The organism is Pantoea sp. UYEF8 (assembly GCF_040546285.1).
In the GTDB taxonomy this organism is placed as follows: Bacteria; Pseudomonadota; Gammaproteobacteria; order Enterobacterales; family Enterobacteriaceae; genus Pantoea; species Pantoea brenneri.
On the sequence record NZ_JBEPNM010000003.1, the window covers coordinates 29,118 to 56,113 of the forward strand.

General features: G+C 55.0%; 26 protein-coding genes. 19 read left to right on the forward strand and 7 right to left on the reverse strand.

Features of this window, described 5'->3' with window-relative positions:
* Nucleotides 1-15: 15 nt before the first annotated feature.
* The 3 genes from psiE to ubiA all read left to right on the forward strand — a co-directional run bounded on the left by psiE (nt 16) and on the right by ubiA (nt 1,921).
* A complete protein-coding gene (gene psiE / locus ABIB18_RS06475; RefSeq protein WP_031375527.1) occupies nt 16-426 on the forward strand; it encodes a phosphate-starvation-inducible protein PsiE in 411 nt (136 codons plus the stop codon).
* 86 nt (nt 427-512) lie between these two features.
* Complete coding sequence (gene ubiC, locus ABIB18_RS06480; RefSeq protein ID WP_089561274.1) at nt 513-1,025, forward strand: chorismate lyase; 513 nt, start codon at nt 513-515, stop codon at nt 1,023-1,025.
* A gap of 11 nt (nt 1,026-1,036) precedes the next feature.
* Nucleotides 1,037-1,921, forward strand: a complete 885-nt coding sequence (gene ubiA / locus ABIB18_RS06485) for a 4-hydroxybenzoate octaprenyltransferase (RefSeq protein WP_089561275.1) — start codon at nt 1,037-1,039, stop codon at nt 1,919-1,921.
* A gap of 204 nt (nt 1,922-2,125) precedes the next feature.
* Here ubiA and plsB read toward each other — a convergent pair whose 3' ends face one another.
* The gene (gene plsB / locus ABIB18_RS06490; RefSeq protein ID WP_031375525.1) at nt 2,126-4,549 is read right to left on the reverse strand and encodes a glycerol-3-phosphate 1-O-acyltransferase PlsB; all 2,424 of its coding nucleotides are present in this window, start codon (nt 4,547-4,549) and stop codon (nt 2,126-2,128) included.
* Nucleotides 4,550-4,677: 128 nt separating this feature from the next.
* Here plsB and ABIB18_RS06495 point away from each other — a divergent pair, with 128 nt between their 5' ends.
* The 4 genes from ABIB18_RS06495 to ABIB18_RS06510 all read left to right on the forward strand — a co-directional run bounded on the left by ABIB18_RS06495 (nt 4,678) and on the right by ABIB18_RS06510 (nt 7,577).
* Nucleotides 4,678-5,046 carry a diacylglycerol kinase gene (locus ABIB18_RS06495; RefSeq protein ID WP_031375524.1) on the forward strand — a complete coding sequence of 123 codons (369 nt, stop codon included), beginning with the start codon at nt 4,678-4,680 and terminating at the stop codon, nt 5,044-5,046.
* A 105-nt stretch (nt 5,047-5,151) separates the two neighbouring features.
* Nucleotides 5,152-5,766 carry a transcriptional repressor LexA gene (gene lexA, locus ABIB18_RS06500; protein ID WP_031375523.1) on the forward strand — a complete coding sequence of 205 codons (615 nt, stop codon included), beginning with the start codon at nt 5,152-5,154 and terminating at the stop codon, nt 5,764-5,766.
* 104 nt (nt 5,767-5,870) lie between these two features.
* The gene (gene dinF / locus ABIB18_RS06505; protein WP_089561276.1) at nt 5,871-7,193 is read left to right on the forward strand and encodes an MATE family efflux transporter DinF; all 1,323 of its coding nucleotides are present in this window, start codon (nt 5,871-5,873) and stop codon (nt 7,191-7,193) included.
* A 171-nt stretch (nt 7,194-7,364) separates the two neighbouring features.
* Complete coding sequence (locus ABIB18_RS06510; RefSeq protein ID WP_031375521.1) at nt 7,365-7,577, forward strand: CsbD family protein; 213 nt, start codon at nt 7,365-7,367, stop codon at nt 7,575-7,577.
* A gap of 72 nt (nt 7,578-7,649) precedes the next feature.
* Here ABIB18_RS06510 and zur read toward each other — a convergent pair whose 3' ends face one another.
* A complete protein-coding gene (gene zur, locus ABIB18_RS06515) occupies nt 7,650-8,171 on the reverse strand; it encodes a zinc uptake transcriptional repressor Zur (RefSeq protein ID WP_072051006.1) in 522 nt (173 codons plus the stop codon).
* A gap of 450 nt (nt 8,172-8,621) precedes the next feature.
* Between zur and ABIB18_RS06520 the strand changes: the two genes are divergently transcribed.
* The 3 genes from ABIB18_RS06520 to pspG all read left to right on the forward strand — a co-directional run bounded on the left by ABIB18_RS06520 (nt 8,622) and on the right by pspG (nt 11,418).
* Entirely contained in the window at nt 8,622-9,872 is a 1,251-nt protein-coding gene (locus ABIB18_RS06520) for a conjugal transfer protein TraF (protein WP_089561277.1), read from the forward strand.
* A 106-nt stretch (nt 9,873-9,978) separates the two neighbouring features.
* Nucleotides 9,979-10,974 carry a tRNA dihydrouridine(20/20a) synthase DusA gene (gene dusA / locus ABIB18_RS06525; protein ID WP_279810439.1) on the forward strand — a complete coding sequence of 332 codons (996 nt, stop codon included), beginning with the start codon at nt 9,979-9,981 and terminating at the stop codon, nt 10,972-10,974.
* Between the two features lie 177 nt (nt 10,975-11,151).
* On the forward strand, nt 11,152-11,418 hold the full coding sequence (gene pspG, locus ABIB18_RS06530) for an envelope stress response protein PspG (protein WP_069729440.1): 267 nt from the start codon (nt 11,152-11,154) through the stop codon (nt 11,416-11,418).
* Nucleotides 11,419-11,625: 207 nt separating this feature from the next.
* Here pspG and ABIB18_RS06535 read toward each other — a convergent pair whose 3' ends face one another.
* The gene (locus ABIB18_RS06535; protein WP_031375517.1) at nt 11,626-12,609 is read right to left on the reverse strand and encodes a quinone oxidoreductase; all 984 of its coding nucleotides are present in this window, start codon (nt 12,607-12,609) and stop codon (nt 11,626-11,628) included.
* A 96-nt stretch (nt 12,610-12,705) separates the two neighbouring features.
* On the opposite strand from ABIB18_RS06535, the gene dnaB reads away from it, so the two are divergent.
* The 6 genes from dnaB to ABIB18_RS06565 all read left to right on the forward strand — a co-directional run bounded on the left by dnaB (nt 12,706) and on the right by ABIB18_RS06565 (nt 17,675).
* On the forward strand, nt 12,706-14,112 hold the full coding sequence (gene dnaB, locus ABIB18_RS06540; protein ID WP_031375516.1) for a replicative DNA helicase: 1,407 nt from the start codon (nt 12,706-12,708) through the stop codon (nt 14,110-14,112).
* 129 nt (nt 14,113-14,241) lie between these two features.
* Nucleotides 14,242-14,721: an Lrp/AsnC family transcriptional regulator gene (locus ABIB18_RS06545; protein ID WP_354473855.1), complete on the forward strand. Its 480-nt coding sequence runs from the start codon at nt 14,242-14,244 to the stop codon at nt 14,719-14,721.
* 241 nt (nt 14,722-14,962) lie between these two features.
* Nucleotides 14,963-15,577, forward strand: a complete 615-nt coding sequence (locus ABIB18_RS06550) for a YitT family protein (protein ID WP_354473856.1) — start codon at nt 14,963-14,965, stop codon at nt 15,575-15,577.
* 42 nt (nt 15,578-15,619) lie between these two features.
* Entirely contained in the window at nt 15,620-16,813 is a 1,194-nt protein-coding gene (locus ABIB18_RS06555) for an amino acid aminotransferase (protein ID WP_279810448.1), read from the forward strand.
* Between the two features lie 119 nt (nt 16,814-16,932).
* Nucleotides 16,933-17,352: a secondary thiamine-phosphate synthase enzyme YjbQ gene (locus ABIB18_RS06560; protein ID WP_031375514.1), complete on the forward strand. Its 420-nt coding sequence runs from the start codon at nt 16,933-16,935 to the stop codon at nt 17,350-17,352.
* A complete protein-coding gene (locus ABIB18_RS06565; protein WP_089561278.1) occupies nt 17,352-17,675 on the forward strand; it encodes an MmcQ/YjbR family DNA-binding protein in 324 nt (107 codons plus the stop codon). The genes ABIB18_RS06560 and ABIB18_RS06565 overlap by 1 nt, the downstream gene beginning before the upstream one ends.
* 52 nt (nt 17,676-17,727) lie before the next feature.
* Here the strand turns inward: ABIB18_RS06565 and ABIB18_RS06570 are convergent, their stop codons facing one another.
* Complete coding sequence (locus ABIB18_RS06570) at nt 17,728-18,792, reverse strand: NAD(P)-dependent alcohol dehydrogenase (protein ID WP_031375512.1); 1,065 nt, start codon at nt 18,790-18,792, stop codon at nt 17,728-17,730.
* Between the two features lie 233 nt (nt 18,793-19,025).
* Nucleotides 19,026-21,854, reverse strand: a complete 2,829-nt coding sequence (gene uvrA / locus ABIB18_RS06575) for an excinuclease ABC subunit UvrA (protein WP_354473858.1) — start codon at nt 21,852-21,854, stop codon at nt 19,026-19,028.
* A 224-nt stretch (nt 21,855-22,078) separates the two neighbouring features.
* Between uvrA and ssb1 the strand changes: the two genes are divergently transcribed.
* Entirely contained in the window at nt 22,079-22,633 is a 555-nt protein-coding gene (gene ssb1 / locus ABIB18_RS06580; RefSeq protein ID WP_031375511.1) for a single-stranded DNA-binding protein SSB1, read from the forward strand.
* Nucleotides 22,634-22,718: 85 nt separating this feature from the next.
* On the opposite strand, the gene ABIB18_RS06585 is transcribed toward ssb1, so the two are convergent.
* Nucleotides 22,719-23,249 (reverse strand): isochorismatase family protein, encoded by a 531-nt coding sequence (locus ABIB18_RS06585; protein WP_354473859.1) that lies wholly within the window; start codon nt 23,247-23,249, stop codon nt 22,719-22,721.
* Between the two features lie 127 nt (nt 23,250-23,376).
* Between ABIB18_RS06585 and ABIB18_RS06590 the strand changes: the two genes are divergently transcribed.
* Both ABIB18_RS06590 and ABIB18_RS06595 read left to right on the forward strand, forming a co-directional pair.
* Complete coding sequence (locus ABIB18_RS06590) at nt 23,377-24,204, forward strand: AraC family transcriptional regulator (RefSeq protein ID WP_354473860.1); 828 nt, start codon at nt 23,377-23,379, stop codon at nt 24,202-24,204.
* Nucleotides 24,205-24,279: 75 nt separating this feature from the next.
* On the forward strand, nt 24,280-25,239 hold the full coding sequence (locus tag ABIB18_RS06595; RefSeq protein ID WP_069729446.1) for a DMT family transporter: 960 nt from the start codon (nt 24,280-24,282) through the stop codon (nt 25,237-25,239).
* Between the two features lie 924 nt (nt 25,240-26,163).
* On the opposite strand, the gene ABIB18_RS06600 is transcribed toward ABIB18_RS06595, so the two are convergent.
* Nucleotides 26,164-26,559, reverse strand: coding sequence for a transposase (locus ABIB18_RS06600; RefSeq protein WP_031375507.1), 396 nt, complete (start codon nt 26,557-26,559; stop codon nt 26,164-26,166).
* Nucleotides 26,560-26,996 lie beyond the last annotated feature (437 nt).

Below are 26,996 nucleotides of genomic sequence, written 5' to 3' on the forward strand. Positions count from 1 at the left end.
CTTCTGAGGCGCTACATGAGTGATAAGAATCCCCTGGCCCGCCACCTTGCGACCGTATTGCAATGGGTGCTGAATCTGGGTCTGCTTAGCCTGGCGATTATCCTTATCGTCTTTCTCGGCAAAGAAACCATTCACCTGGCTAACGTGCTGTTCAGCACCGGTGAACAGGCTTCGTCCTATCTGCTGATAGAGGGAATTGTCATTTATTTCCTCTATTTTGAGTTTATCGCTTTGATTGTGAAGTATTTTCAGTCTGGCTATCACTTCCCGTTACGCTATTTTGTCTATATCGGCATTACCGCAATTATTCGCCTGATTATTGTCGATCATAAAAATCCTTTCGATACCCTCTGCTACTCCGCCGCGATCCTGATTCTGGTGGTGACGCTGTGGCTGGCGAACAGCAACCGCCTCAAACGCGAATAAACCCTCTGCCGTCGGTAACGACGGCAGGTGTTCATGCCGCGACTCTGCGCTAAACTGACGCCCTGAAAATTTTTGGGAGTGGTGCTATGTCGCAAGACGCGCTCAGCTTATTACGTGCGATCAACTGGCTTTCATCGACGCAGGCTACGCTTGCGCCGTCCCTGCTCGACTGGCTGATGGAAGAAGACTCCATGACGCGCCGTTTTGAGCAGCATTGCCAGCAGGTTACCGTAGAGCCGGTACGTGAAGGCTTTATTGATGCCAGCGAGTTGGGAGAGGAAAAAGCCTTTTTACCGGACGACAAACGCTTCTGGCTGCGGGAAGTGCTGCTGTTCGGCGACGGTGAACCCTGGCTGGCGGGTCGCACGCTGGTGCCGGAAAGTACCCTGAATGGTCCTGAGGCGATGTTGCAACAGCTGGGTACGCGCCCGCTGGGACGTTATCTGTTCTCCTCTTCAACCCTGACCCGTGATTTTATCGAACCGGGCAAGGTTGATGCGCTGTGGGGACGCCGCTCGCGTCTGCGACTGTCCGGCAAACCGCTGTTGCTGACGGAACTGTTTTTACCGGCTTCGCCGCTTTATCGCGATCTGGCCTGAGGAAATCTGTGGTGGAAAAGAGTTTACACATCAATAAATGGCAGGCCTACAGCCGTCTGATGCGCATTGATAAGCCGATCGGCACCCTGTTGCTGATGTGGCCCACCCTGTGGGCCTTATGGCTGGCTGATATGGCGATCCCGCCGCTTCCGGTGCTGCTGGTGTTTGTTGCCGGCGTTTTCGTGATGCGTGCAGCCGGCTGTGTCATTAACGACTTTGCTGACCGTAAGGTGGATGGGCATGTTGAGCGGACAAAGCATCGGCCCTTAGCCAGCGGCGCGGTCAGTTCCAGAGAAGCCAAACTGTTGTTTGCCGGGCTGGCGCTGGTGGCGTTTGCGCTGGTGCTGACCATGAATCTGATGACGATATTGCTTTCGGTCGTCGGTCTGGCGCTCGCCTGGGTTTATCCGTTTATGAAGCGCTATACCCATCTGCCGCAGGTGGTGCTGGGGGCCGCGTTTGGCTGGGCGATTCCGATGGCCTGGGCGGCAGTTAGTGAGTCCTTACCTCTGGTCTGCTGGCTGGTATTCTGCGCCAACATTTGCTGGACGGTGGCTTATGACACCCAGTACGCGATGGTGGATCGCGACGATGACCTGAAGATTGGCGTTAAGTCGACCGCGATTCTGTTTGGCCGTTTCGACAAGCTGATAATCGGCCTGCTGCAACTGGCAACGCTGCTGCTGATGGCATGGGTTGGCATGTTGCTGCAGCTCAACGTGGCGTTTTACGGGACGCTACTGCTGGCAGCTGGCCTGTTTATTTACCAGCAAACGCTGATCGCCCAGCGTGAACGCCCTGCCTGCTTTAAAGCCTTCCTCAACAACAACTATGTCGGATTGGTGCTGTTCCTCGGTGTGCTGATGAACACCCCGCCGTTTACCCAGCTGTTGTGATCGTGGTGATCGACAGGCCGGGCGGGTTGCAGGCGGGCTAAGTCCCGACGCGATTCAGCGCAACGGTACCTGGCGCGCAGTCAGGCAACGAGTCAGGCAGCAGAGGATCAGGCCACGAGTCAGGCAGGAAAGGATTAGGGTGCAACATCATTCAGGCACAAAAAAGGCGACCTTTCGGGGTCGCCTTTTTACTGCGCAGAGCATTTAGTCGTGGGCCACGGCGCTTTCGATGGTCATGCGTACATCGCTGGTGACCAGATCGGCCAGAATGTGCCAGGTCGCCAGGGTCTGCGCGACATCCGCATCACCGCTGTCGCTGATATACCCTTCATCACGCAGCGTCAGCACCAGTGAGGTGAAGACGGCTTTATCGAAGAACTCCGGCGCGTTGATACCGTGCAGCACTGACAGACGTTGTGCCAGTGTGCGGCTCTCTTTTTCCAGCGTCCCGCGGTTAATGGCTGGCTTGGCGCTAAGAATAGAGAAGGTGATGGCATAACGCTGAAGCGTTTCTCGCACCCCGGCCGCCAGCAGTTGTAGCGTACGGTAGCGCGCCGCCGTAAAGCGCAGCTGACCAGCCTCAAGAGTAATCAGTCCCTGACGCGCCAGCTCCTGACAGAGTTCGGTCAGCAGTTGCGGCAGCTCATCGGTCTGCCAGCGCAGGAACAGTTCGCTCTTCAGCATCGGGTAGATCAGACTCACCTGGCGCAACAACTCGGCTTCGCTCATGGTCTGATGCTGCTGCACAATAGCGGCAATCAGCGACGGCATCACCAGCATGTGGTGAATGTTGTTGCGATAATAGGTCATCAGCACCGCCTGCTCACGTGGCAGGATGATGATGTCGCCAATGCTGTCTTTCTCGCTCTCAAACTTATTCATGCCCATTGCATGATCCAGCAGCGCCTCTGCCGAGAGATCGGGCACCGTGGCGTTGGCTGAATAAGGCACGTTACGCAGCAGCTGGGTATAGCACTCAAGCTGCTCAATCAGCTGTTCGCGGGTTAGTGAGCGCTGACGTGAGGCGAGCAGCGCGGTGACGCACAGGTTCATGGCGTTGGCCGCGCCCGCTTCATTGATGCGTACCATTAAGCTCGCCGCGATGTCATTCACGGTGGGCGTTAACCAGCTTGGACGCTGCGGTTCGATAGGATCGATCGACTCACGCCATTCCGGCACGCGCTTGTTGAGATAGTTAACCAGCGGCAGTGGTTCGCCAAAGTTAACGTAGCCCTGGCCGAGGTTGCGCAGCTTACGTAAGCCATGCACCATCTGCATGAAGCCCTCTTTCTCTTTCGCCGCGCCGCGTAGCTCTTTGGCGTAAGTACCCACTTCCATGACATGTTCGTAGCCAATGTAAATCGGCACCAGGGTGATCGGGCGATTCCCCCCGCGCAGCATCGCCTGCAGGGTCATGGCTAAAGTGCCGGTTTTCGGATCGAGCAGGCGACCGGTGCGTGAACGTCCCCCTTCGACAAAGTATTCAACCGAGTAACCGCGGGTGAACAGTTCGCCAAGATATTCACGGAACACGGTGGCATACAGCTTGTTGCCTTTGAAGGTACGACGGATAAAGAACGCGCCCAGACGACGGAAAATCGGTCCGGCTGGCCAGAAGTTGAGGTTGATACCGGCGGCAATGTGCGGCGGCACCAGTCCCTGATGATAAAGCACGTAAGAGAGCAGCAGGTAATCCATGTGGCTGCGATGGCACGGCACATAGACGATTTCATGGCCATCCTGCGCCAGCTGACGGACTTTTTCGCCGCCATTAACATTGATGCCCTGATAGAGCCGGCTCCAGAGCCAGCCCATGACGCGGTCGGTGACGCGAATCGCTTCATAGGAGAAGTTTGCCGCGATCTCTTCCATCATCTCAACCGCATTTTGCTGCGCTTTTTCATGGGAGATTTTTTTGCTGCGCGCTTCATCTTCAACCGCTTTTTCAATCGCTTTCGATTGCAGCAGACGATTAAACAGATCCTGACGTGCCGGTAAGCGTGGGCCAACCGCCGCCAGCCGCTGGCGGGCGAAATGAATGCGCGCCACCCGGGCCAGTTTCTGGGCGATTGATTGGTCGGTGCCGTGTTCGGTTGCCATGCGGCGCAGCGAAACGGTCGGCGAGAAACGGACAAAACTGTCGCGTCCATGCCAGATCACCGCAAAGAATTTCTGCACGCCGTTCAGCACCCGCAGGTGCGGCGTATCTTCGCCCTGAACCTCACGACCAGGCGCCCGGCCAAACATCACCGTCACCGGCAGCATCTGGATATCCAGCTTGGGGTTATTGCGATGCAGGTCCAGATAATCGTGAAAAATCTTCACCGATTCGACGCTGGGCACAAAATAGGGGAACACACGCGGGCCATCGTGGATAAAAACGTGGCGCGGCAGCAGCGAACCATCAATCTCCAGCGGAGAAAGCGGGTCGGGCAGATGATGCCGCAGGCACTGCGCGCGTAAAGTCAGTAAGTCAGCCTTCGAATCGTAAGGCAAAACGTACATAATGGGCCGGGTCGGGTCCAGACCATGTTCAGAAACGGGATCGGCCGGAATGGCCTTACTCTTTACCAAAAACGACAGTGGTAAATTCAGTAATTTGTAATAAAGTTTACGCCAACCTGACATAGACAACATGAAGCCTCTTGTTAGCAAAGCGCCGCAAGCATACCAGAAAGCGCAGCGAAGATCTGTGGTGGTGCCATTTGCACGCAGCCCAGACATTGACGTCAATCCGATGAAAGGGTTCCACTTATATGGCAAATAATGCCACGGGTCTTGTAAGAATAGTAAAAGCCGCAGGTTACTCATGGCAGGGCCTGCGTGCCGCCTGGCAACACGAAGCGGCTTTCCGCCAGGAGGCGCTGGCCGCGCTGGTGGCCATTATTGTGGCCTGCTGGCTGGATGTCGATATTGTCTCTCGCATCCTGATGATCGGGGCAGTGGTGCTGGTGGTCATTGTTGAAATCCTCAACAGCGCCATCGAGGCGGTAGTGGATCGTATTGGCCAGGAGCGTCACCCTTTAGCCGGACGGGCAAAGGATATGGGCTCGGCGGCGGTGCTGATCAGCATCTTACTGGCACTGTTTGTCTGGATCGCGCTGCTTTGGTCGCATTTGCGATAAGCCTTCCACAACGCGCCAGATGGCGCGTTTTGCCTGAGAATCGGTTTCCATTTCACCAATACCTGTATATACTCACAGCGACTGTATAAACAACCAGGGGGCGGGATGAAAGCATTAACCAGCAGGCAGCAGCAGGTCTATGACCTGATTCGCGACCATATTACTCAAACGGGCATGCCGCCTACGCGTGCAGAAATTGCCGCGCAGCTGGGTTTCCGCTCGCCGAACGCGGCAGAAGAGCATCTGAAGGCATTGGCACGCAAAGGGGTGATTGAGATTGTCTCTGGCGCCTCTCGCGGTATTCGCCTGTTGATGGAAGAAGAAGCATCTGAAGGTCTGCCGCTGATTGGCCGGGTTGCTGCCGGTGAGCCGATCATGGCGCAGGAGCACATCGAAACCCATTACAAAGTGGATCCGGGCCTGTTCAAACCTTCTGCCGATTTTCTGCTGCGCGTCAGTGGAATGTCGATGAAAGATATCGGGATTATGGATGGCGACCTGCTCGCGGTACATAAAACCCAGGACGTACGCAACGGCCAGGTTGTTGTGGCCCGTATTGATGATGAAGTGACGGTTAAACGCTGGAAGAAGCAGGGTGCTATTGTGCATTTGCTGCCTGAAAACAGTGATTTTGAGCCGATCATTGTCGATACGCGCGCCCAGTCGCTGACGGTAGAAGGTCTGGCGGTCGGTGTGGTTCGCAACGGCGAATGGCTCTGAGTCTGACATAACCGCGCATTCGTAGCGTCTGATGCTATTCTGTCTGCCCTAATTTTGTCGCTGCTGCTCCCCTCTCTGCAGCGACACCGAGCACGGAACTGCGAATGCGTTTTTTAACGGCTACCGACAAAAACCTCTGGCGGCTGGCGCTGCCGATGATCCTTTCTAACATCACCGTTCCCTTACTGGGGGTGGTCGATACTGCTGTCATTGGTCACCTCGACAGCCCGGTCTATCTCGGCGGGGTTGCGGTCGGCACGACAGTCACCAGTTTCCTCTTCATGCTGCTGCTGTTCCTTCGGATGAGTACTACCGGCCTGACGGCGCAGGCTTTTGGTGCCGGCGATAAAATGGCGCTGGCACGTGCGCTGACCCAGCCTTTAATTATTGCGCTGCTGGCTGGCGTGCTGTTCATCTGCCTGCGCTCGCCGATTACTACGCTGGCGGCCGATCTGATTGGCGGCGATCCCAAAGTTTTGCAACAGGCGGCACTGTTTATTCAGATCCGCTGGTTAAGTGCGCCCGCCACCCTGGCAAATCTGGTGATCCTTGGCTGGCTGCTGGGCGTGCAGTACGCGCGTGCGCCGGTCATCCTGCTGGTGATCGGCAATCTGGTCAATATTGTGCTCGATCTGTGGCTGGTGATGGGGCTGCACTGGGGAGTGGCAGGCGCGGCAACCGCGACCGCGCTGGCGGAGTATATAACGCTGGTCGTCGGGGCAGTGATGGTCTGGCGGGTATTGAAACTACGTGGCATCACCACCGCAATGCTGAAGCAGAGCTGGCGCGGCGATATTCAGCGGCTACTGCGTCTTAATCGCGACATTATGCTGCGTTCGTTAATGCTGCAGCTCTGTTTTGCCTCGCTGACCGTGCTGGGCGCACGTATCGGTCCGCAGGTGGTGGCGGTGAACGCCGTGCTGCTGATGTTTATCACCTTTACCGCCTATGCGCTGGATGGTTTTGCCTACGCAGTCGAAGCCTTCGCCGGTGAGGCGCATGGCGCGAAAGATGGCAGCAGGCTGCTGCGCGTCTGGCATTCTGCCTGCCGACAGGCGCTGGTGGTGGCTCTGATGTTCTCAGTAATTTATGCGTGTTTCGGCTCGCATATCGTGGCGCTGCTGACCTCGATTGAACAGCTGCAACAGGCGGCCGATCGCTATCTGATATGGCAGGTGATCCTGCCGCTGGCGGGCGTCTGGTGCTATCTGCTGGATGGCATGTTCATCGGTGCAACCCGCGGCCGGGAGATGCGTAACAGCATGATGGTGGCGGCACTTGGTTACTTCCTGACGTTGCTTAGCGTCCCGCTGCTGGGCAACCACGGCTTGTGGCTGGCGGTCACCGTTTTCCTGGCGCTGCGTGGCCTGTCGCTGTGGCTGATCTGGCGTAAACACTGGCAGCAGAACAGCTGGTTTAACGCCTGATAGCTGGCATCTGATGTCCTCCGGCTACAGATTATTCTGTATTGTTCCGGCAAACCTAAAATCTTCTACTACAATTAACCGTAAGCAGCGCAGTGAACCAGCGCTTTATATCGTCATTTTGTTTTCTTTCAAGATAAATGATGTAACCAAAGGATGACATAGAGGTCTGCCATGAATAAAGATCAAGCGAGCGGCAACTGGAAGCAGTTCAAAGGCACAGTAAAAGAGAAATGGGGCAAGCTGACCGACGATGATATGCAGGTTATCGAAGGCAAACGCGATCAGCTGGTCGGAAAAATTCAGGAACGTTACGGCTATGCGAAAGAAGATGCAGAGCGTGAAGTAACGGACTGGGAAGGTCAGAACAAAGATTACCGTTGGTAATCACAAAGATTTACGGATAAAGCTCCTACCCGCCGGTACGCTCATACCGGCAACCGCACAAGGATGTGCACATTACCCGCGTTTTCCCCGCTTTTTACCCTCACTTTGATGATCGTGCTGACAACTTTCATGATGGGTGCAGGCTTCGACTTCGACACAATTCTCACATAATCCATGCGCTTCAATCACGCTATGACGCAGGGCAAACTGTGCTTCACCAGCCAGTGTGGCGATAATCTTCTCTACTCCCTGCGCCTGCTTTTCGGTTACCGCCGCACAGCGATCACACACCAGCATGACCGAGGTGTGTGCCGGTGCCTCGAAATGGTGACACATTACGTAGCTATTATTGGACTCCACCCGGTGGATAAAGCCCTGTTCCAGCAGGAAGTCCAGCGCCCGATAGACCGTAGGGGGCTTGGCCTGGGGTTCGCTAACCCGGAGTTGATCCAGCAGATCATAAGCGCTGATCGATCCTGGCTGCTCAGCCATTAATCGCAACACTTCAGCCCGCTGCGATGTCAGACGCACGCCGCGCTGCAGGCACAGTTTTTCCGCCTGGGTCATTATTTGCTGTGACGTCATGTTTGACATGGAAACTCTCCGCTGGATAAGTGATGTTATTTTATCACACAAATTTTCGCGGCGCAGAGGTTGGTTTTTGCCTGATAAAACAGCAAATTCTGGCCGGTGGTCGATTAAAAACGCTGTGTGAGGATCAGGAGAGGCCGCTATCGGCACCCAATCAGATCCACTCGCCGACCGGTTAAGGTGGCCTTTTCAGCGCTTTTGCTTTGCATCTCACTGAGTTAAGAAGTAATGTTCAGCAAGACTTAAGAAATGTCTGGTATTATTTTATTTATTACCGGGTATTTTGAACAAAAATAAAGTTTTATTGATTGGAAAACATCCAATCCTTTGAATTAAGCGACTGTTTCCTTTGAATTCACAGCAATAACGCGTTAGCCAGGGTTCACAATAGAGCTAACAAACTATTCAGTCGTTGAATGTTTCAACGGCACTTTCTCAGGTGATGGCAGGCAAATGGTGAAAAAATCCGCTCAACGCTCAGCGCTGAAGTACACCGCTGTAGTGAACGCGCTTTTCCTTTCTTCTTCCGCCATGGCGGCGGGGACCTGGTATGATGCACGCAATGACGCCATGGGCGGAACCGGCGTCGCATCTTCTCTTTATGGCTCAGCCGTGCTGGCCAACCCGGCTTTAATGACGCGAGCTAAACCCGACGATAGCGTCAGTATTATTTTCCCTTCAGCCGGTATTCAGGTCACCGACAAAGATCACCTGCTCGACAAAGTGGATGACATCACCGATACCGTTGATCGCTACCGCGAGGTGATCGGCAACCTGACCTTTGCCGATTATCTGCGTGGCTATCCTGAAGTGCGCGCTGCTTCAGGCGATGTCGCTAACCAGTTAAGTGATTTGCGTGGCAACAAAGCGGACGGCAACGCCGGGGTGGCGCTGGCGGTCACTATTCCTAACGAGACGCTGCCTTTCGCCTTTATCACCAAAGCCTATGGATCGGCACATGTGCGAGCCAATGTGGTCCAGAGCGATATCGACTATCTGCGCGGCGTAGCTAACGGCACGGTGCTTCCGCGTCCGGGCGATCAGGACAATCTGCGCTCCAGCGCCAACGGCCTGGCGGCGCTGGTCACCGATTATGGCGTCGCACTGGCGCATGAGTTCACCATTGCCGGTCAGCCGGTGTCGGTAGGCGTCACGCCGAAATTGCAAAAAACCTGGCTGTATAACTACACCGCCAGCATTTACAACTACGACAAAAGTGACATCAACAATAGCCAGTATCGCAGCACGGACACCGGCTTTAACGTTGATGCCGGTCTGGCGACCACGTTTGCTGAAAACTGGACGCTGGGCATCACCGGTCAAAACCTGGTATCCCGCGATCTGCAGACCAAAGAGGTCAACGGCTTCCGTGATACTTACCAGATCCGTCCGCTGGTCACCACCGGTCTGGCCTGGGATAAAGGTCCGTTCACCGTGACCGGCGATGTCGATCTGACCGAAACCAAGCGTTTCAAAACGCAGGAAAACAGCCAGTATGCGGCGGTCGGTGCGGAATATCGGGTGCTCGACTGGTTACAGTTACGTGCCGGTTATCGTGCGGATATGCGTTCGAACGATGAAAACGTCGCAACCGCCGGTTTCGGCCTGTCACCGTTTAATAAAGCGGTGCATCTGGATCTGGCTGGCTCGGTCGGGGCGAACAATACCTGGGGCGCGATGATGCAGCTGGGCTTCAATTTCTGATCTTCTTTGATACCGCAGTTCGGGGCGGGCGATGCACTATCGCCCGCCCTTGTGTTATCCTTGCACAGAATTCAATCACCCTCATTTACCGGATTATCTGCGCTTCATGACCGATACTGTTTCTTCGCAACGTTTCTCGATTGCCCCGATGCTCGACTGGACCGATCGCCACTGCCGCTATTTTCATCGCCAGCTGACCGGCGATACGCTGCTCTACACCGAAATGGTGACCACCGGCGCGATTATTCATGGTAAGGGCGATTACCTGGCCTATAGCGAGGATGAACATCCGGTCGCCTTACAGCTGGGCGGCAGCGATCCCGCTGCGCTGGCGCACTGCGCCCGACTGGCAGAGCAGCGCGGTTACGATGAAGTGAACCTGAACGTCGGCTGTCCCTCTGACCGGGTGCAGAATGGCCGCTTCGGGGCCTGCCTGATGGCAGAAGCCGATCTGGTTGCTGACGGCATCAAAGCGATGCGTGATGTGGTGTCGATTCCGGTGACGGTGAAAACGCGCATCGGGATTGATGAACAGGACAGCTATCAGTTTCTGACCGATTTTGTCGGGACAGTGGCCGAGCGCGGTGGATGCGAGACGTTTATCATTCATGCGCGTAAAGCCTGGCTATCAGGTCTCAGCCCGAAAGAGAACCGCGAAATTCCGCCGCTTGATTATCCACGGGTTTATCAGCTGAAGCGGGACTTCCCGCACCTGACGCTGGCGATTAACGGCGGTGTGAAAACGCTGGAAGAGGCGGAAACCCACCTGCAGCATCTTGATGGCGTCATGATGGGGCGTGAAGCCTATCAAAATCCCGGCATTCTGGCACAGGTGGACCAGCAACTGTTTGGTCGTCAGCATCCGGCGGCTGATCCGGTGGCGGTGGTCCGCGCCATGTACCCCTATATTGAAGCCGAACTGGCGAAGGGCACTTATCTGGGCCATGTGACACGTCATATGCTCGGTCTGTTCCAGGGGATTCCGGGTGCACGCCAGTGGCGACGCTACCTGAGTGAAAATGCCCACAAACCAGGCGCGGATGTGCGCGTACTGGAAGCTGCACTGGCACTGGTGGCGGACAAAATCCCGCAGGAAGCCTGATCGACCTGCGCCCAGGAGACCAGCCCGCAACGGCTGGTTTTTTTTGCGCCATTTTTTGGTTATTTTGACTGCTTGCAGGATAGCCACACCGGGCTGTTGTCAGGTAAAACAAGCAGTTAAACATTGGCACGTTTCTTGTAAAGATTGACACAATGAGTCTCAATAAGGAGCGCTAACGTGGAAATTTTATTTGTATTGGGGTTTTTCCTGATGCTGTTGCTTACCGGTGTTTCATTGCTCGGCGTACTGGCTGCGCTGGTGGTCGCCACGCTGGTAATGTTCGTCGGTGGACTGTTTGCACTTGTTATCAAAGTGTTGCCGTGGCTGGTGCTGGCAGTGGTCGCGGTCTGGCTGCATCGCGCCTTTTTCGGCGATCGCAACACGCGAGAATGGCGTAAGCTAAAGCGTAAGATCAACAACTTAGACCGAAAAGGCTGGCGTTAAATGCGGAGATGATCACAGTGTGACGTTTTGCTTAGACGATATCTGCAATTAAACATATTTTTTACTTATGTTTTCTGGCAGGATAGTCGTCGTTGAGTCGAAACGAATTCATCGCCGCTGTCCCTACACCAGCGCGAACGAAAATAAAAAAAGAGAAGGGCTTCCTGCGGGAAGCCCTTTTTGTATGCCAGACGGCGTTGCCGATGGTCAGGGAATCAGCAGGCTCGACCCCTGAGTAGCGCGGCTTTCCAGCATCTGATGCGCTTTGCCCGCCTCCTTCAATTCAAACTTCTGCTGTTCCGGCACGTCCACTTTGATCGCGCCGCTGGCCAGCAGCGAAAAGAGTTCGGCACTGGCGGTTTCCAGCTCCTGACGGTTAGTGATGTAACCGAACAGCGACGGGCGGGTAACAAACAGTGAGCCTTTTTTATTCAGAATGCCCAGATCAACCCCGGTCACCGGGCCGGAAGCGTTGCCGAAACTGACCATCAGACCGTGACGACGCAGCGAGTCCAGCGATGCTTCCCAGGTATCTTTACCGACCGAGTCATACACTACGCCAACCTTTTTCCCCTGGGTAAGCTCGCTGACGCGTGCGGCGATATCCTCTTCGCGATAGTTAATTGTTGCCCAGGCACCGGCATTCTTCGCCAGCGTCGCCTTTTCAGCCGAACCGACGGTACCAATCAGGTGCGCGCCCAACGCTTTTGCCCACTGGCAGGCAATCAGCCCGACACCGCCGGCGGCGGCATGAAACAGGAAGGTCTCATCCGCTTTGATTTTATAGGTCTGGCGCAGCAGATACTGAGTGGTCAGCCCTTTCAGAAAACTGGCTGCCGCCAGCTCAAAGCCGATCGCGTCGGGCAGGTGCATCAGCCGATCTTCTGCTACGTTGTGCGCTTCGCTGTAGGCGCCGAGGGCTGCCTGACAATAGACCACCCGATCGCCAGGCTTAAACAGCGTCACGTCACGGCCGACGCGGGTAACGACGCCCGCCGCCTCGGTACCGAGACCGGACGGGAAGGCTGCCACCGGATAGAGCCCGCTGCGCAGATAGGTATCGATGTAGTTAATGCCGATGGCGCGATTTTCTACCTGCACCTCATTACCGGCAGGATCGGCAAGTTCAAAATCAGCCCACTGTAAAACGTCCGGACCGCCGTGCGCGTTGAACTGAATACGCTTTGCCATTCTGACTCCTGTGATTGTTTCATCATGAGGGTGAGGCGCGCACCCCAACTGAGGTATACTTGCGCGTCCCCACAGAACATCGGTAATGCATTCACTATGGCAGGAAATAAACCCACCAACAAATCGAACGAAACGCAGGATCGCCAGCTGGAAGGCGTGAAAATGCCCCCGCATTCGCTGGAAGCGGAGCAATCGGTGCTCGGTGGGTTAATGCTGGATAACGAGCGCTGGGACAACGTCTCCGAGCGCGTGGTCGCCAATGATTTCTTCAACCGCTCGCATCGGCTGATTTTTTCCGAGATGCAGCGGCTGCTGGAAAACAGCAAGCCAATCGACCTGATCACTCTCTCTGAATCGCTGGAAACCCGCGGCGAGCTGGAGATGGCTGGCGGCTTTGCTTACCTTGCTGAACTGGCGAAAAATACCCCCAGCGCGGCTAACATCGGCGCTTATGCAGACATCGTGCGTGAACGTGCGGTAGTGCGTGAGATGATTTCGGTCGCCAACCAGATTGCCGATGCTGGCTACGATCCGCAGGGCCGCAACAGCGAAGAGCTGCTGGATTTCGCCGAATCCAACGTTTTCAAAATTGCCGAAGCGCGTGCCAGTAAGGATGCTGGCCCGAAAAATATTGAGCAGATCCTTGAGGCGACCGTCTCACGTATCGAATCGCTTTATCAGACGCCGCACGATGGCGTCACCGGCGTGGATACCGGCTATCAGGATCTGAACAAGAAGACCGCGGGCCTGCAGCGCTCTGACCTGATTATCGTCGCCGCGCGTCCCTCAATGGGTAAAACCACCTTCGCGATGAACCTGTGCGAAAACGCCGCGATGCTGCAGGACAAACCGGTGCTGATTTTCAGCCTCGAAATGCCCAGCGAACAGATCATGATGCGTATGCTGGCTTCGCTGTCGCGGGTCGATCAGACCCGTATTCGTACTGGCCAGCTGGATGATGAGGACTGGGCGCGTATCTCCGGCACCATGGGCATCCTGCTGGAGAAGAAGAACATGTACATTGATGACTCTTCTGGCCTGACGCCGACCGAAGTGCGCTCGCGCGCCCGCCGCATCTACCGTGAAAACGGTGGCTTAAGCATGATTATGATCGACTACCTGCAGCTGATGCGCGTGCCTTCCCTGTCGGATAACCGTACGCTGGAGATCGCCGAGATCTCGCGCTCACTGAAAGCGTTAGCCAAAGAGCTGAATGTGCCGGTGGTGGCGCTGTCGCAGCTTAACCGCTCGCTGGAGCAGCGTGCCGATAAGCGGCCGGTGAACTCGGATCTGCGTGAATCGGGCTCGATCGAGCAGGATGCGGATTTGATCATGTTTATCTATCGCGATGAGGTTTACCACGAAAACAGCGATCTTAAAGGGATCGCCGAGATCATCCTCGGTAAACAGCGTAACGGTCCCATCGGCACGGTGCGTCTGACATTTAACGGACAGTGGTCGCGTTTCGATAACTACGCGGGTCCGCAATACGACGACGAATAATCCCTTCTTTGTGCTGTCATGCACGATCTGTGCATGACAGCCCCCGTCATCAGAAAATAGTGTTGGACAACCCCGCCGATTATCGGGTTATCTGTAACAAAGCGATGCCAATAACGCTGTGGAAACGGAATGACTCACGTAGACGATTACGACCTTAAAATCCTGACTTTATTACAATCTAATGGCCGCCTGACCAATCAGGAGTTGAGCGATTTAGTCGGCCTGTCGGCGTCACAATGCTCACGCCGCCGGATCAACCTGGAGCAGGCCAACCTTATCCTTGGCTACCACGCCCGGCTGTCACCGGATGCGATTGGGCTGGGTATGGTCGGGCTGATTGAGGTGCGCTTAATTAATCATACTGCCGAATATGTCGACAGTTTTCATCGGATGGTGGAGCAGGAAGAGGCGATTGTCGACGCCTACAAAACCACCGGTGATGCCGATTATCTGTTAAAAGTGGCGGTGGCCGATCTCAATTCGCTCAGCGCCTTAATCAGCCAGCTGGTCGCCGGCCACCAGAGCGTTTCTCATGTAAAAACCTCGGTGGTACTGGGACGTCTGAAAGAGAACGGGCTGATGATGATTCCAGAACACAATACGCGCTAAAAAGGTGCGTCCTGTGCCGTTTTGGTGCATCACTGCGGTAAATAATGCAAGTAATACGCACCAGAACAAACATTTGTGCATGAATTAACGGTTTTTTCGAAGTTTTTTGCACAAAACCCTGCAATAAAGCGCCTTAGATATCAATGGGATAATCGCTGGCACCCTACCGGTGGCCGTCATCGGCTGCCGGTATGGTGCGTTTTTTGCATCTGAACCGCATCATTTGCACTGAGATAACTCCATGGATAACGTTGCAGAACCCGCCCGCATTCCCCATTCCCGCATTGAAGATGCACTGGCGATTGTGCTTGGCACCCTGATGGTTTCGTTCGGCGTCATTATGTTGAAACAGGCGGGCGCGCTGACCGGCAGTACGGCGGGCATCGCTTTTCTGGTCAGCTACCTGTCGCCGTTATCCTTCGGCAGCGCCTTCTTTCTGATCAATATTCCGTTCTACTGGCTGGCGGTAAAACGCATGGGCTGGGAATTTACCCTGAAAACCTTTTGTGCCGTTGGGCTGGTGTCATTGTTTACCCATCTGCATCCGCTGTTTGTCCATTTTTCCGCCCTCGATCCGTTCTATGCGACATTGTTCGGTAACGTCATCATGGGAATCGGGTTTATAGTGTTGTTTCGTCATAAAGCCAGCCTGGGCGGCATCAATATCCTGGCGCTGTGGCTACAGGATCGCTTTGGCATTCGCGCCGGCAAGCTGCAAATGGCGGTGGATACCTGCGTGGTGCTGGCCTCCCTGTTTGTGGTGAGCGTACCGATTCTGCTCGCCTCGATTGGCGGCGCGGTTATTCTTAATCTGATTATCGCGATGAACCACCGTCCAGGACGCTACCTGGTTTAATGACACTCTGTTACCCGAAGACCACTCATGGAGACCTACACCGTGTTTCAAAACGTTGATGCCTATGCTGGCGACCCGATTCTGTCGTTGATGGAAGCGTTTAAACAAGACCCACGCGAACACAAAGTTAACCTCAGTATCGGGCTTTACTATGACGAGCAGAGCATCATCCCGCAGCTGAAAGCGGTTGCGACTGCTGAACAGCAGCTGCACGCTGAGCCACAGCAGGCGTCGCTCTATCTGCCAATGGAAGGGCTGAACAGCTACCGCAGCGCGATTGCGCCTCTGCTGTTTGGTGCCGACCATCCGATGCTGCAGGCGGGCCGGATTGCCTCTATTCAGACGCTGGGCGGCTCTGGCGCGTTGAAAGTCGGTGCAGATTTCCTTAAACGTTATTTCCCGCAGTCAGCGGTCTGGGTCAGCGATCCGACCTGGGAAAACCACGTGGCGATTTTCAACGGTGCCGGTTTCGAGGTGAACACCTATCCGTGGTATGACGCAGAGACCCACGGCGTGCGGTTCGATGCATTTATCAGCGCGCTGAAAACCCTGCCGCAGCAGAGCATCGTTCTGCTGCATCCGTGCTGCCATAACCCGACCGGTGCCGACCTGACCGATGCGCAGTGGGACCAGACCGTTGAGGTGCTGAAGGCGCAGCAGCTGATTCCGTTCCTCGACATTGCCTATCAGGGCTTCGGTGCGGGCATGCAGCAGGATGCGTATGCACTGCGCGCCGTGGCCGCAGCGGGCCTGCCAGCGCTGGTCAGCAACTCCTTCTCGAAAATCTTCTCACTGTATGGTGAGCGTGTCGGCGGTCTGTCTATCGTCTGCGACAGCGCAGAGGAAGCCGGCCGGGTGCTGGGTCAGTTAAAAGCGACCGTACGCCGCAACTACTCCAGCCCACCGAATTTTGGTGCGCAGGTGGTGGCACGGGTGTTGAATGATGATGCTCTGAAAGCGAGCTGGCTGGCGGAAGTAGAAGCGATGCGCTTACGCATCCTGGAGATGCGTCAGTCGCTGGTCGATGTGCTGAACACCGCACTGCCAGGTAAAAACTTTGACTACCTGCTGAAGCAGCGCGGTATGTTCAGCTATACCGGCCTGAGCGCACAGCAGGTTGATCGCCTGCGCAACGAGTTCGGCATCTATCTGGTCGGCAGCGGCCGGATGTGTGTCGCCGGCCTGAACAGCAGAAATGTGCATCAGGTTGCGGAAGCATTTGCTGCCGTAATGTAATCGCCGTTCCGCTGTGTAAAAACCGCCGGCTCAGCCCGGCGGTTTTTTATTTGCCCGCAGGGTTTACCTTTCGCCGACATGCTGCACACTTAAACGGGAGACCGTTTCAGGAAAAAGCTATGTGGCATCAACAAATTCTGACGCTTAGCGCGAAACCACGCGGATTTCATCTGATCACTGATGAGATCGTCGATGCGCTTTCCGCCTTGCGTAACATCAACACCGGCCTGTTGCATCTGCTGTTGCAGCACACCTCGGCTTCGTTAACCTTAAACGAGAATTGCGACCCGACGGTGCGCAGCGACATGGAACAGCACTTTATGCGGCACGTTCCGGAAGATGCGCCTTATCAGCACGACTACGAAGGGCGTGACGATATGCCAGCGCACATTAAATCATCGACCTTAGGGGTATCATTGTTACTGCCGGTTCAGCGCGGACGTCTGGTGCTGGGCACCTGGCAGGGGATCTGGCTGGGCGAACACCGCATTGATGGCGGTGCGCGGCGAATTGTCGCCACTTTACAAGGGGAAGCGTAATGACGAATTCAGACTTACTGACCTATTGCATGAGCAAGCCGGGCGCGGAACAGAGCGTCCATAGTGACTGGAAAGCCACTCAGATTAAAAGCAACGGCGTACTGTTTGCCATGGTGCATGAGGTGAAAGGTCGTCCCGCGGTTTCACTGAAATCGACCCCGGCGCTGGCGGAATTACTGCGCGAAGAGCATAACGACATTTTTCCCAGCCAGCATCTGAACAAATCTCACTGGAGCACCCTGTATCTTGATGGCTCACTGAAAGATTCGCAGATCTACTATCTGGTTGATGCGTCTTTTGATCAGATTGCGACCGTCAAATAGGCGGCAATAAAAAACCCTCTCCCGGCTGGAAGAGGGTGATAAGGTGCAGCGATTACGCGGCGGACTGATTGCGCAATGTGTTGATATCGATAACGAAACGGTATTTCACATCACTCTTCAGCATACGTTCGTAGGCTTCATTGATCTGATCCATCGCAATCAGTTCGATATCTGAGGTGATGCCGTGCTCACCACAGAAATCGAGCATCTCCTGCGTTTCGGCAATGCCGCCAATCAGTGAACCGGCGATGCTGCGACGCTTGAAGATCAGGTTAAATACCTGCGGCGCAGGGTGATCGTGCTCCGGTGCGCCGACCAGCGTCATGTTGCCATCGCGCTTCAGCAGGGTAATGAACGGGTTGAGATCGTGTTGTGCCGCCACGGTATTCAGAATGAAGTCGAAGCTGTTGGCGTGCTGTGCCATCTGCTCCGGATCTTTCGAAATCACCACTTCATCTGCGCCCAGGCGTTTACCGTCTTCAATTTTAGACGGCGAGGTGGTGAACAGCACCACATGCGCGCCCATCGCATGGGCAATTTTGACGCCCATATGGCCGAGACCGCCCAATCCGACGATGCCTACTTTTTTGCCGGGACCGACATTCCAGTGACGCAGCGGTGAGTAAGTGGTGATACCGGCACACAGCAGCGGCGCAACGCCAGCCAGTTCCAGGTTTTCAGGGATGCGCAGCACAAAGCTCTCATCCACCACCATCGCCGTTGAGTAACCGCCATAGGTAATGGCGCCGGTTTCGCGATCTTCACCGTTATAGGTGCCAACAAAGCCATTTTCACAATACTGCTCTAAACCTTCCTGACAGCTTGGACAGCTGCGGCAGGAGTCGACCATACAGCCGACGCCGACCAGGTCGCCCACCTTATACTTCTGAGTCTGTGGACCCACAGCAGTAACGCGACCCACGATTTCATGGCCAGGCACCACCGGGAAAATGGTGTTCTTCCACTCATTACGTGCCTGATGCAGGTCTGAGTGGCAGACGCCACAGAACAGGACCTCAAGCTGTACGTCATGAGCGCGAAGCTCACGCGGCTGATAATCGAACGGTGCCAGTTTGGATTTAGCATCCTGAGCAGCATACGCATGCGTAATATTCATGGTGTCTCCAGTTTCGATGTGTCGTGCGTGTTTTTCGGTGAAGTGCGGCAGCAGTGTGCTGCAGCGAAAACAGGGCGACGCGCAGGGCGTGCCAAAGAGGAACCGCTTAAGGATAGTCAGCGTAGCGAAAAGCGTATATGCCTATAGGTGTCTGAATCTTGCCTGATCCTGCATTTCTCTGGCTGAATGGGCAGCCGGTAAAAAAAAGGCCCGCACGAGGCGGGCCTGACAGATTACTTGTTCAGCAACGGTTTGAGGAAGCGTGCGGTGTGTGATTTTTCACACTCCGCCACGGTTTCTGGCGTGCCGGCCATCAGAATTTCACCGCCGCCGCTGCCGCCTTCCGGACCGAGATCGACAATCCAGTCGGCAGTTTTGATCACGTCGAGATTGTGCTCAATCACCACGATGGTATTGCCCTGATCGCGCAGCTGATGCAGCACTTCCAGCAGCTGCTGGATATCGGCAAAATGCAGGCCGGTAGTGGGCTCATCAAGGATATAGAGCGTCTGACCGGTGCCGCGCTTCGACAGCTCACGCGCCAGCTTAACGCGCTGCGCTTCACCGCCGGAAAGAGTAGTAGCGGACTGGCCGAGACGGATGTAAGAGAGACCCACATCGATCAGCGTCTGCAACTTACGCGCCAGCGCCGGCACCACATCGAAGAACTCCCGCGCTTCCTCAATGGTCATTTCCAGCACTTCGTGGATGCTCTTGCCCTTGTACTTCACTTCCAGCGTTTCGCGGTTATAGCGTTTGCCTTTGCACTGATCGCACGGCACATAAATGTCCGGTAAAAAGTGCATTTCGACTTTCAGTACGCCATCGCCCTGACAGGCTTCACAGCGTCCACCACGCACGTTGAAACTGAAGCGGCCCGGATTGTATCCACGCGAGCGCGCTTCCGGCACGCCAGCAAACAGTTCACGTACCGGCGTGAAGATGCCGGTGTAGGTGGCCGGGTTAGAGCGCGGTGTCCGGCCAATCGGGCTCTGGTCGATGTCGATGACCTTATCGAAATGCTCGAGGCCGGTGACCTCGCGATAGGCCGCCGGTTCCGCGATGGTCGCGCCGTTGAGCGCGCGCTGGGCAATCGGGAACAGCGTATCGTTGATCAGCGTCGATTTACCTGAACCCGATACGCCGGTGATGCAGGTAAACAGCCCGACCGGCAGCGTCAGCGTCACGTCCTTGAGGTTGTTGCCGCGTGCGCCCGTCACCTTCAGCACTTTGGCCGGATCGCCTTTAACCCGCTGCGGCGGCACGGAAATTTCACGTTTGCCGCTAAGGAACTGGCCGGTCAGTGACGCTTCCTGCGCCATGATCTCATCCACGGTGCCTTCTGCCACGACCTGGCCGCCATGCACGCCCGCGCCGGGACCGATATCGATCACGTGGTCAGCCGCCCGAATCGCATCTTCATCGTGCTCAACCACAATCACCGTATTGCCGAGATCGCGCAGGTGAATCAGGGTGCCGAGCAGGCGCTCGTTATCGCGCTGATGCAGGCCGATAGAGGGCTCATCCAGCACGTACATCACGCCCACCAGGCCCGCGCCGATCTGGCTGGCCAGACGGATACGCTGTGCTTCACCGCCGGAAAGGGTTTCAGCCGAACGAGACATCGACAGGTAGTTCAGGCCGACGTTCACCAGGAAGCTCAGGCGATCGCTGATCTCTTTCAGCACTTTTTCCGCGATTTGGGCGCGCTGGCCGCTGAGCTTCAGGTTTTCAAAGAACGACATCGCATGACCGATACTCATCTCCGAGATGGTCGGCAGCGTGGTGTTTTCCACGAAGACGTGGCGCGCTTCACGACGCAGACGCGTCCCATCGCAGGTGGCACAGGCCCGGTTGCTGATAAATTTCGCCAGCTCTTCGCGCACCGCTGACGATTCGGTCTCTTTGTAACGGCGTTCCATGTTGTTCAGCACGCCTTCAAACGGATGGCGACGCACGGAGGTATCACCCCGATCGTTGATGTACTTGAACTCAATGGTCTCTTTACCGGAACCGTACAGAATCACTTTCTGCACGTTATCCGGCAGGCTGCCGAACGACGCTTCGATATCAAAATCGAGATGTTCCGCCAGTGAGCGCAGCATCTGGAAATAGTAGAAGTTACGGCGATCCCAGCCGCGGATTGCACCGCCCGCCAGCGAGAGCTCCGGGTTCTGGACTACCCGATCCGGGTCGAAATATTGCTGCACGCCCAGCCCATCACAGGTCGGACAGGCACCCGCAGGGTTGTTAAACGAGAACAGGCGCGGTTCCAGCTCGCTCATGCTGTAGCCACAAATCGGGCAGGCAAAGTTGGCAGAGAACAGCAGCTCTTCAGCCGCGCTGTCATCCATATCCGCCACGATCGCCGTGCCGCCAGAGAGATCCAGCGTGGTTTCAAACGATTCGGCCAGCCGGGTTGCCAGATCGGCACGCACTTTAAAGCGATCAATCACTACTTCAATGGTGTGCTTCTTCTGCAGTTCAAGCTTTGGCGGATCGGAGAGATCGCATACTTCGCCGTCGATACGCGCACGAATGTAGCCCTGCGTCGCCAGGTTTTCCAGCGTTTTGGTGTGCTCGCCTTTACGATCCTTCACCACCGGAGCCAGCAGCATCAAGCGGCGGCCTTCCGGCTGAGAGAGCACCTGATCAACCATCTGGCTGACGGTCTGCGCCGCCAGCGGCACATCGTGATCCGGACAGCGCGGCTCACCGACGCGGGCAAACAGCAGACGCAGATAGTCGTGGATCTCGGTGATGGTACCGACCGTAGATCGCGGGTTATGTGAGGTTGATTTCTGCTCAATGGAAATGGCGGGCGACAAACCTTCGATATGATCGACGTCCGGTTTTTCCATCAGCGAAAGAAACTGGCGCGCATACGCAGAGAGCGACTCCACATAGCGGCGCTGACCTTCCGCATACAGCGTATCAAACGCCAGTGAGGATTTACCGGAGCCAGACAGGCCGGTCACCACAATGAGTTTGTCGCGTGGGATGGTCAGGTTGATGTTTTTCAAATTATGGGTGCGGGCACCACGAACTTCGATCTTATCCATTCACCTTTCCCGGATTAGCAGCACTCACCGCGCCTTGCCGACACGGCCAGAATAAACGCATCATTATGGCACAAAAAATAGACTGAATAAATATCCAGTACTCTTTGCCTTTTGGCGGCGGATGATTAAAATTGGAACCCCGCTCTAAAGTGGGAAACAGTCAGCAGGACGTGTTAGAATTGATAGATTAGACTGTATGCATTAACTCATCGGGAGACAGCAACATGGCCAGTCGTGGCGTTAACAAAGTGATTCTTGTCGGGAATCTGGGTCAGGATCCGGAAGTACGTTATATGCCAAATGGTGGCGCTGTTGCCAACATTACGCTGGCTACGTCGGAAAGCTGGCGCGACAAGCAGACCGGTGAAAACAAAGAGATCACTGAGTGGCACCGTGTGGTGCTGTTTGGCAAACTGGCTGAAGTCGCGGGTGAATACCTGAAAAAAGGGTCTCAGGTCTATATCGAAGGCCAGCTGCGCACCCGTAAATGGCAGGATCAGGGTGGCCAGGAGCGTTACACCACCGAAGTGGTGGTTAACGTCGGCGGCACCATGCAGATGCTGGGCGGCCGTCAGCAGGGCGGTAACGCCGGTGCATCAGCAGGCGGCGCGCAGGGCGGCGGTAACAACAACGGTTGGGGCCAGCCACAGCAGCCGCAGGGCAGCAATAATCAGTTCAGCGGCGGCGCGCAGTCCCGTCCGCAGCAGCAGCCTCAGAGCGCACCTGCCAGCAACAACAACGAACCGCCAATGGATTTTGACGACGATATCCCGTTCTGATCCGCCTGACAGCGCGACATTGATAGCAAACAGGCCCGGTATACCGGGCCTTTTTATTACCTTTAATAGCGGCTGCACAAACAGATCAGGCGTGGGACGCCCATTCGGTCAGGATTGCGTCACAGCTCAGCACGCGCGGCACGTTGCCGGGTATCAGCAGCGACGACCACACCTCATTATGCTGACCTATCAGCTGTTCTGCGCTCACCCAGCGGCGATCGGCGGTGGTATGCGCATCTGCCGCCACGGTGATGCGATAGCCGGCGCTGGCACCAACTTTAATGGTGGTATCCAGGCAGTAGTCTGTGGCACAGCCGCAAATCACAAATTCCTTCACCGCCAGCGTCTGAAGCAACGCAGCCAGACCAGTCTGCCAGAAGCTGTCGCAGGCCGTTTTAGTGATAAAATGCGCGCCGGCAGGCTGGTGGATCTCGGGCAACAGCGCAAAAGCATGACTGCCTTCAGGCAGGCTTTCCTCGGTATGCTGGATAAACACCGTGAAATCGGCCCGCTCAGTCAGACGATTTATCTGCGCCACCCGCCCCTGCCAGTCAAAACGCGGCGTAGCGAATACGCCATTTTGCATATCTATAACCAACACCACTCGCTGTGCCATGCTTGATCCTATCGCGACGGAAAAAAGCAGTGTTGCCTGGCACCAGGCGGATGAATAGCAATATTTTGCATTTTATCGTCCATCACAGGCATGCTGAACTGCCTGTCGGTTAAATGAGGAGAGTGAAGTGGAGGGCGTTCCGGCTATTTTTCCCTGCGAGACAGATCGCGCGCAGTTTCAGCAGCTGTCTGAGTTACCCGGTGTGGAACTGTATCAGGCTCACATCTCTCGCTACGCCTTTGAACCGCATACGCATGAAGCCTTTGGTATCGGCACTATTGAAGCTGGCGCGCAGCGCTTTCGCTATCGCGGCACCCAATACACCGCACCCAAAGATTCGCTGGTGATGATGAATCCGGATGAACTGCATACCGGGGAATCCGCCTGTGCCGAAGGCTGGCGTTATCAGATGATCTATATCCAGCCACAGTTAATGGATGAGCTGACCGGCGATCGCGGCTGGTGGTTTAATGAGGCACTGCTGACTGATTCCCGTCTGGCCCAGCCGCTGTCGCGCACCCTGGCGGCACTGTGGCAGGCGGACTCGGTGCTGGCACGTCAGGGATTGCTGTCGGAACTGTTATTGCAGATTCGGCCGCTGGCGCGGATGGCGTCGTCCGCCCGGCTTCAGCCAGCGCATCGCTTCGATAAGGTACGTGATTACCTGCGGGAAAACCTGGCGCAACCGGTGCGCCTTGAGGAGCTGGCGGCGCTGGCAGCATTATCGCCCTGGCACTTTTTACGTGCTTTTCGCCAGCATTATCATGTGACGCCGCATCAGATGCTGATGGCCTTTCGGCTGTATGATGCCAAACAGCGCCTGACGCAGGGGGAGAGTGCAGCCAGCGTGGCGGCTGCGGTGGGGCTGACCGATCAGGCTCACCTGACCCGCGCCTTCGCCAACCGGTACGGTATTACTCCGGTCCGCTATCAGAAACAGGTGCGCCAGGCCTGAAAATCGCAATCTGCTACAAGCCTTTCCCGCCTCATTTCGCCACACTGCGCCAGACAAACGATAAAGGGAAAAATTATGCTCGCTGGCGTACTGTTTGCTGTGACCGCAGGTCTGATGTGGGGACTGATCTTTGTTGGCCCGTTGCTGGTGCCGGACTATCCCGGGGCGTTGCAATCAGCTGGCCGCTACGTTGCCTTTGGCCTGATTGCGCTGCCGCTGGCGTGGCACGACCGCCGTCGATTGCAGCGGCTGGTTGTGGCTGACTGGCGGGAAGCGGTAAAGCTTTCGCTGGTGGGCAACCTTCTTTATTACGCCTTTCTCGCCAATGCCATTCAGCGCACCGGCGCGCCGGTCTCGACCATGATAATCGGTACGCTGCCGGTGGTGATCGCTGTCACCGCGAACCTCTGTTACGGTCATCTTGAAGGGCGACTGCCGTGGCGGCGACTGTTTCCTGCCTTAATACTGATGGCGGCCGGGCTGGTGTGCGTGAATGCTGCCGAGTTGCAGGCTCATGGCAGCACGCTGGACCTCGGCCGGTATCTCACCGGGATTGTGCTGGCGATGCTGGCCGTGGTGTGCTGGACCTGGTATCCATTGCGTAACGCGCGCTGGCTGCGCACGCACCCTGAACACCGGCCTTCTACCTGGGCTACGGCGCAGGGGCTGGTCACGCTGCCGATGGCGCTGGTGCTGTATGCGCTGGTCAGCGCTCAGCTCGCCTGGCAGCAGCCTGACTTCACGCTGCCGTTTGGGCCTCATCCTCGGGTCTTCATTCCGCTAATGCTGGCGATTGGTCTGCTCTGCTCCTGGCTGGGGACGCTGTGCTGGAATGCCGCCAGCCAGCGTTTACCCACTGTATTGATGGGGCCATTGATCGTTTTTGAAATCCTCTTTGGCCTTTTGTGGACTTTTCTCTGGCATCAAAGCTGGCCGCCGCTGCTGACCGTGGCCGGCATTATTTTTCTGATGGCTGGCGTGCTGTGGGCGATGCGGATAAAACCGCAACCGCTGGTGGTGGCGATCAACGAGTAACGCTGCCAGTGGATAATCTTTGTTCTGTCGCGCGGTCAGCCGTCCGCGCGGCTTTTTAAGATTAAGTCGCATTCCGATTTGAACGATTTTGCACCCATATTCGCTACGTAATCGATTTCATACCTCACATCCGGCCGGACAGGCCGCTTCATCTTCACGCCATTGACGACAAGCCCAGGCTAAAAAACAGCCAGCACAGGTCAGAATCAGATCCTTTTTGATGTGTAACGCCCGGGCAGTGGTTGAAATTCATCCATTAATGAGACGAATTTCGGCCAGATAATGGCGATTAAGTGATTAACGACCTGCTGTCATTGCCTTCCGGACCTGAAGAGCGGCGACTAAAAACCACTATTAACTTCATTCATTGATAAAAGAGTAAGAGAATTCCGCCGCTGCGTTTTTATTTAAAGATTAACGTCCGGCATCATTGATGCGCACTAAGGATGCAAAATGAGTAGGTACATAACGTTAGTGATAAGCAGTAATAAACTATTTAACCTGGATTAATCCTGGAGAAAGTTTTGCCGAATGACACTACTCGCGAATTAAAGCGTAACCGCAAAAATGGGGATTAGATCCATCATTAACTTAAAGGCGCGTAGGTTATTTTAAAAGCGATGTTTAAGCCGGCTTAACGGAAAGAATGCAATTCAGTTCCGATGATTAGCCGAGCTTAACGAAGAAACACGAGACCCCAATCCCGCCGAAACGGGATTGGGAGAGGGGAAAGGTGCGTAGAATGCGAGACTTTTGCTGTTGTGAATCAATTTTACCGCAAAAAAAGAAGCTTAGCCGTGAAGCCATTCATTAGTTATAAATGGAGCGGAAAAGGGTGCCGCAATTGTCCTGTTAAATGATCTTCATCTCTTCTGGTAAGAACAAATCTCAGCGTTAAGTCTAAAAAGCGCGGTAGCATTGGGTTTAGCGATTCTCTGTGCCGGACGGATAATGATATACGCTGCGACTGATATCTAATAAACGACAGCTGCGACGGGTGCCGATGTCGAAGGTGCTCTGCAGGAAGTCGACCGCCTGACGTTTTTCATTCGTAGTAAAGAAGTTCTTCAGAACGCTTTGCAGCATCTCCTTATCAGAGTTCAGGGTTTGCAGTTCACGGGTAAGGTTCTGCAGTTTTTCCTCCAGCTCTTTGATTTTCCTGCCTTCTTCGGAAGACAGCCCAGAAAACTTCTTCTTCCAGCTGTAGAAAGTTGCTTCAGAGATACCCAGCTCTTCGCAAATCTCTCTGACTTTAACGCCCGATTCAGAAGCTTTAATGGCATTTGTGATTTGATCTTCGCTGTATCGTGACTTTCTCATAAATGCTCTTACCTTTCTTATCGATTAATGGATGAGAATGACTTTAATAATTCCTGGCACTGTAAGTTTCTATTAATGCAGTATTAAAGTGTGCGTATTGAATTGCGAAGGTTAAATTAAGATATTTAGAATAAATATCATCATGGGATAAATCTTATTTTATTCCGATCCGAGGGGCGCGCCTTCCTGGAGGCGGTTTTTTGTTATAAATTCATCGCATCCCAAATACGAAAAAATTCTACGTACGTTGGATATTTAGCATAACCGACTTGATTAATTTAGCGGTTATGACTCATGAAGATTGCACTATTTTCAGGCTGAAATCGTTTCCAACCGAACCGATTCGCGCCAAATATAATAAGAATTGTCCTGAATTTATTCTCCGGATCATGATGTGATTCTCAATTTTCGGACCAGCTTGGTTTGAAGTCTTACAT

Excerpts from the sequence above, each read along its gene's own strand:
- psiE (WP_031375527.1), top strand. The coding sequence starts at position 16 with ATGAGTGATAAGAATCCCCTGGCCCGCCACCTTGCGACCGTATTGCAA.
- ubiC (WP_089561274.1), top strand. The coding sequence starts at position 513 with ATGTCGCAAGACGCGCTCAGCTTATTACGTGCGATCAACTGGCTTTCA.
- plsB (WP_031375525.1), bottom strand. The coding sequence starts at position 4,549 with ATGTCAGGTTGGCGTAAACTTTATTACAAATTACTGAATTTACCACTG.
- ABIB18_RS06495 (WP_031375524.1), top strand. The coding sequence starts at position 4,678 with ATGGCAAATAATGCCACGGGTCTTGTAAGAATAGTAAAAGCCGCAGGT.
- lexA (WP_031375523.1), top strand. The coding sequence starts at position 5,152 with ATGAAAGCATTAACCAGCAGGCAGCAGCAGGTCTATGACCTGATTCGC.
- dinF (WP_089561276.1), top strand. The coding sequence starts at position 5,871 with ATGCGTTTTTTAACGGCTACCGACAAAAACCTCTGGCGGCTGGCGCTG.
- ABIB18_RS06510 (WP_031375521.1), top strand. The coding sequence starts at position 7,365 with ATGAATAAAGATCAAGCGAGCGGCAACTGGAAGCAGTTCAAAGGCACA.
- zur (WP_072051006.1), bottom strand. The coding sequence starts at position 8,171 with ATGTCAAACATGACGTCACAGCAAATAATGACCCAGGCGGAAAAACTG.
- ABIB18_RS06520 (WP_089561277.1), top strand. The coding sequence starts at position 8,622 with ATGGTGAAAAAATCCGCTCAACGCTCAGCGCTGAAGTACACCGCTGTA.
- dusA (WP_279810439.1), top strand. The coding sequence starts at position 9,979 with ATGACCGATACTGTTTCTTCGCAACGTTTCTCGATTGCCCCGATGCTC.
- ABIB18_RS06535 (WP_031375517.1), bottom strand. The coding sequence starts at position 12,609 with ATGGCAAAGCGTATTCAGTTCAACGCGCACGGCGGTCCGGACGTTTTA.
- dnaB (WP_031375516.1), top strand. The coding sequence starts at position 12,706 with ATGGCAGGAAATAAACCCACCAACAAATCGAACGAAACGCAGGATCGC.
- ABIB18_RS06545 (WP_354473855.1), top strand. The coding sequence starts at position 14,242 with ATGACTCACGTAGACGATTACGACCTTAAAATCCTGACTTTATTACAA.
- ABIB18_RS06550 (WP_354473856.1), top strand. The coding sequence starts at position 14,963 with ATGGATAACGTTGCAGAACCCGCCCGCATTCCCCATTCCCGCATTGAA.
- ABIB18_RS06560 (WP_031375514.1), top strand. The coding sequence starts at position 16,933 with ATGTGGCATCAACAAATTCTGACGCTTAGCGCGAAACCACGCGGATTT.
- ABIB18_RS06565 (WP_089561278.1), top strand. The coding sequence starts at position 17,352 with ATGACGAATTCAGACTTACTGACCTATTGCATGAGCAAGCCGGGCGCG.
- ABIB18_RS06570 (WP_031375512.1), bottom strand. The coding sequence starts at position 18,792 with ATGAATATTACGCATGCGTATGCTGCTCAGGATGCTAAATCCAAACTG.
- uvrA (WP_354473858.1), bottom strand. The coding sequence starts at position 21,854 with ATGGATAAGATCGAAGTTCGTGGTGCCCGCACCCATAATTTGAAAAAC.
- ssb1 (WP_031375511.1), top strand. The coding sequence starts at position 22,079 with ATGGCCAGTCGTGGCGTTAACAAAGTGATTCTTGTCGGGAATCTGGGT.
- ABIB18_RS06585 (WP_354473859.1), bottom strand. The coding sequence starts at position 23,249 with ATGGCACAGCGAGTGGTGTTGGTTATAGATATGCAAAATGGCGTATTC.
- ABIB18_RS06595 (WP_069729446.1), top strand. The coding sequence starts at position 24,280 with ATGCTCGCTGGCGTACTGTTTGCTGTGACCGCAGGTCTGATGTGGGGA.
- ABIB18_RS06600 (WP_031375507.1), bottom strand. The coding sequence starts at position 26,559 with ATGAGAAAGTCACGATACAGCGAAGATCAAATCACAAATGCCATTAAA.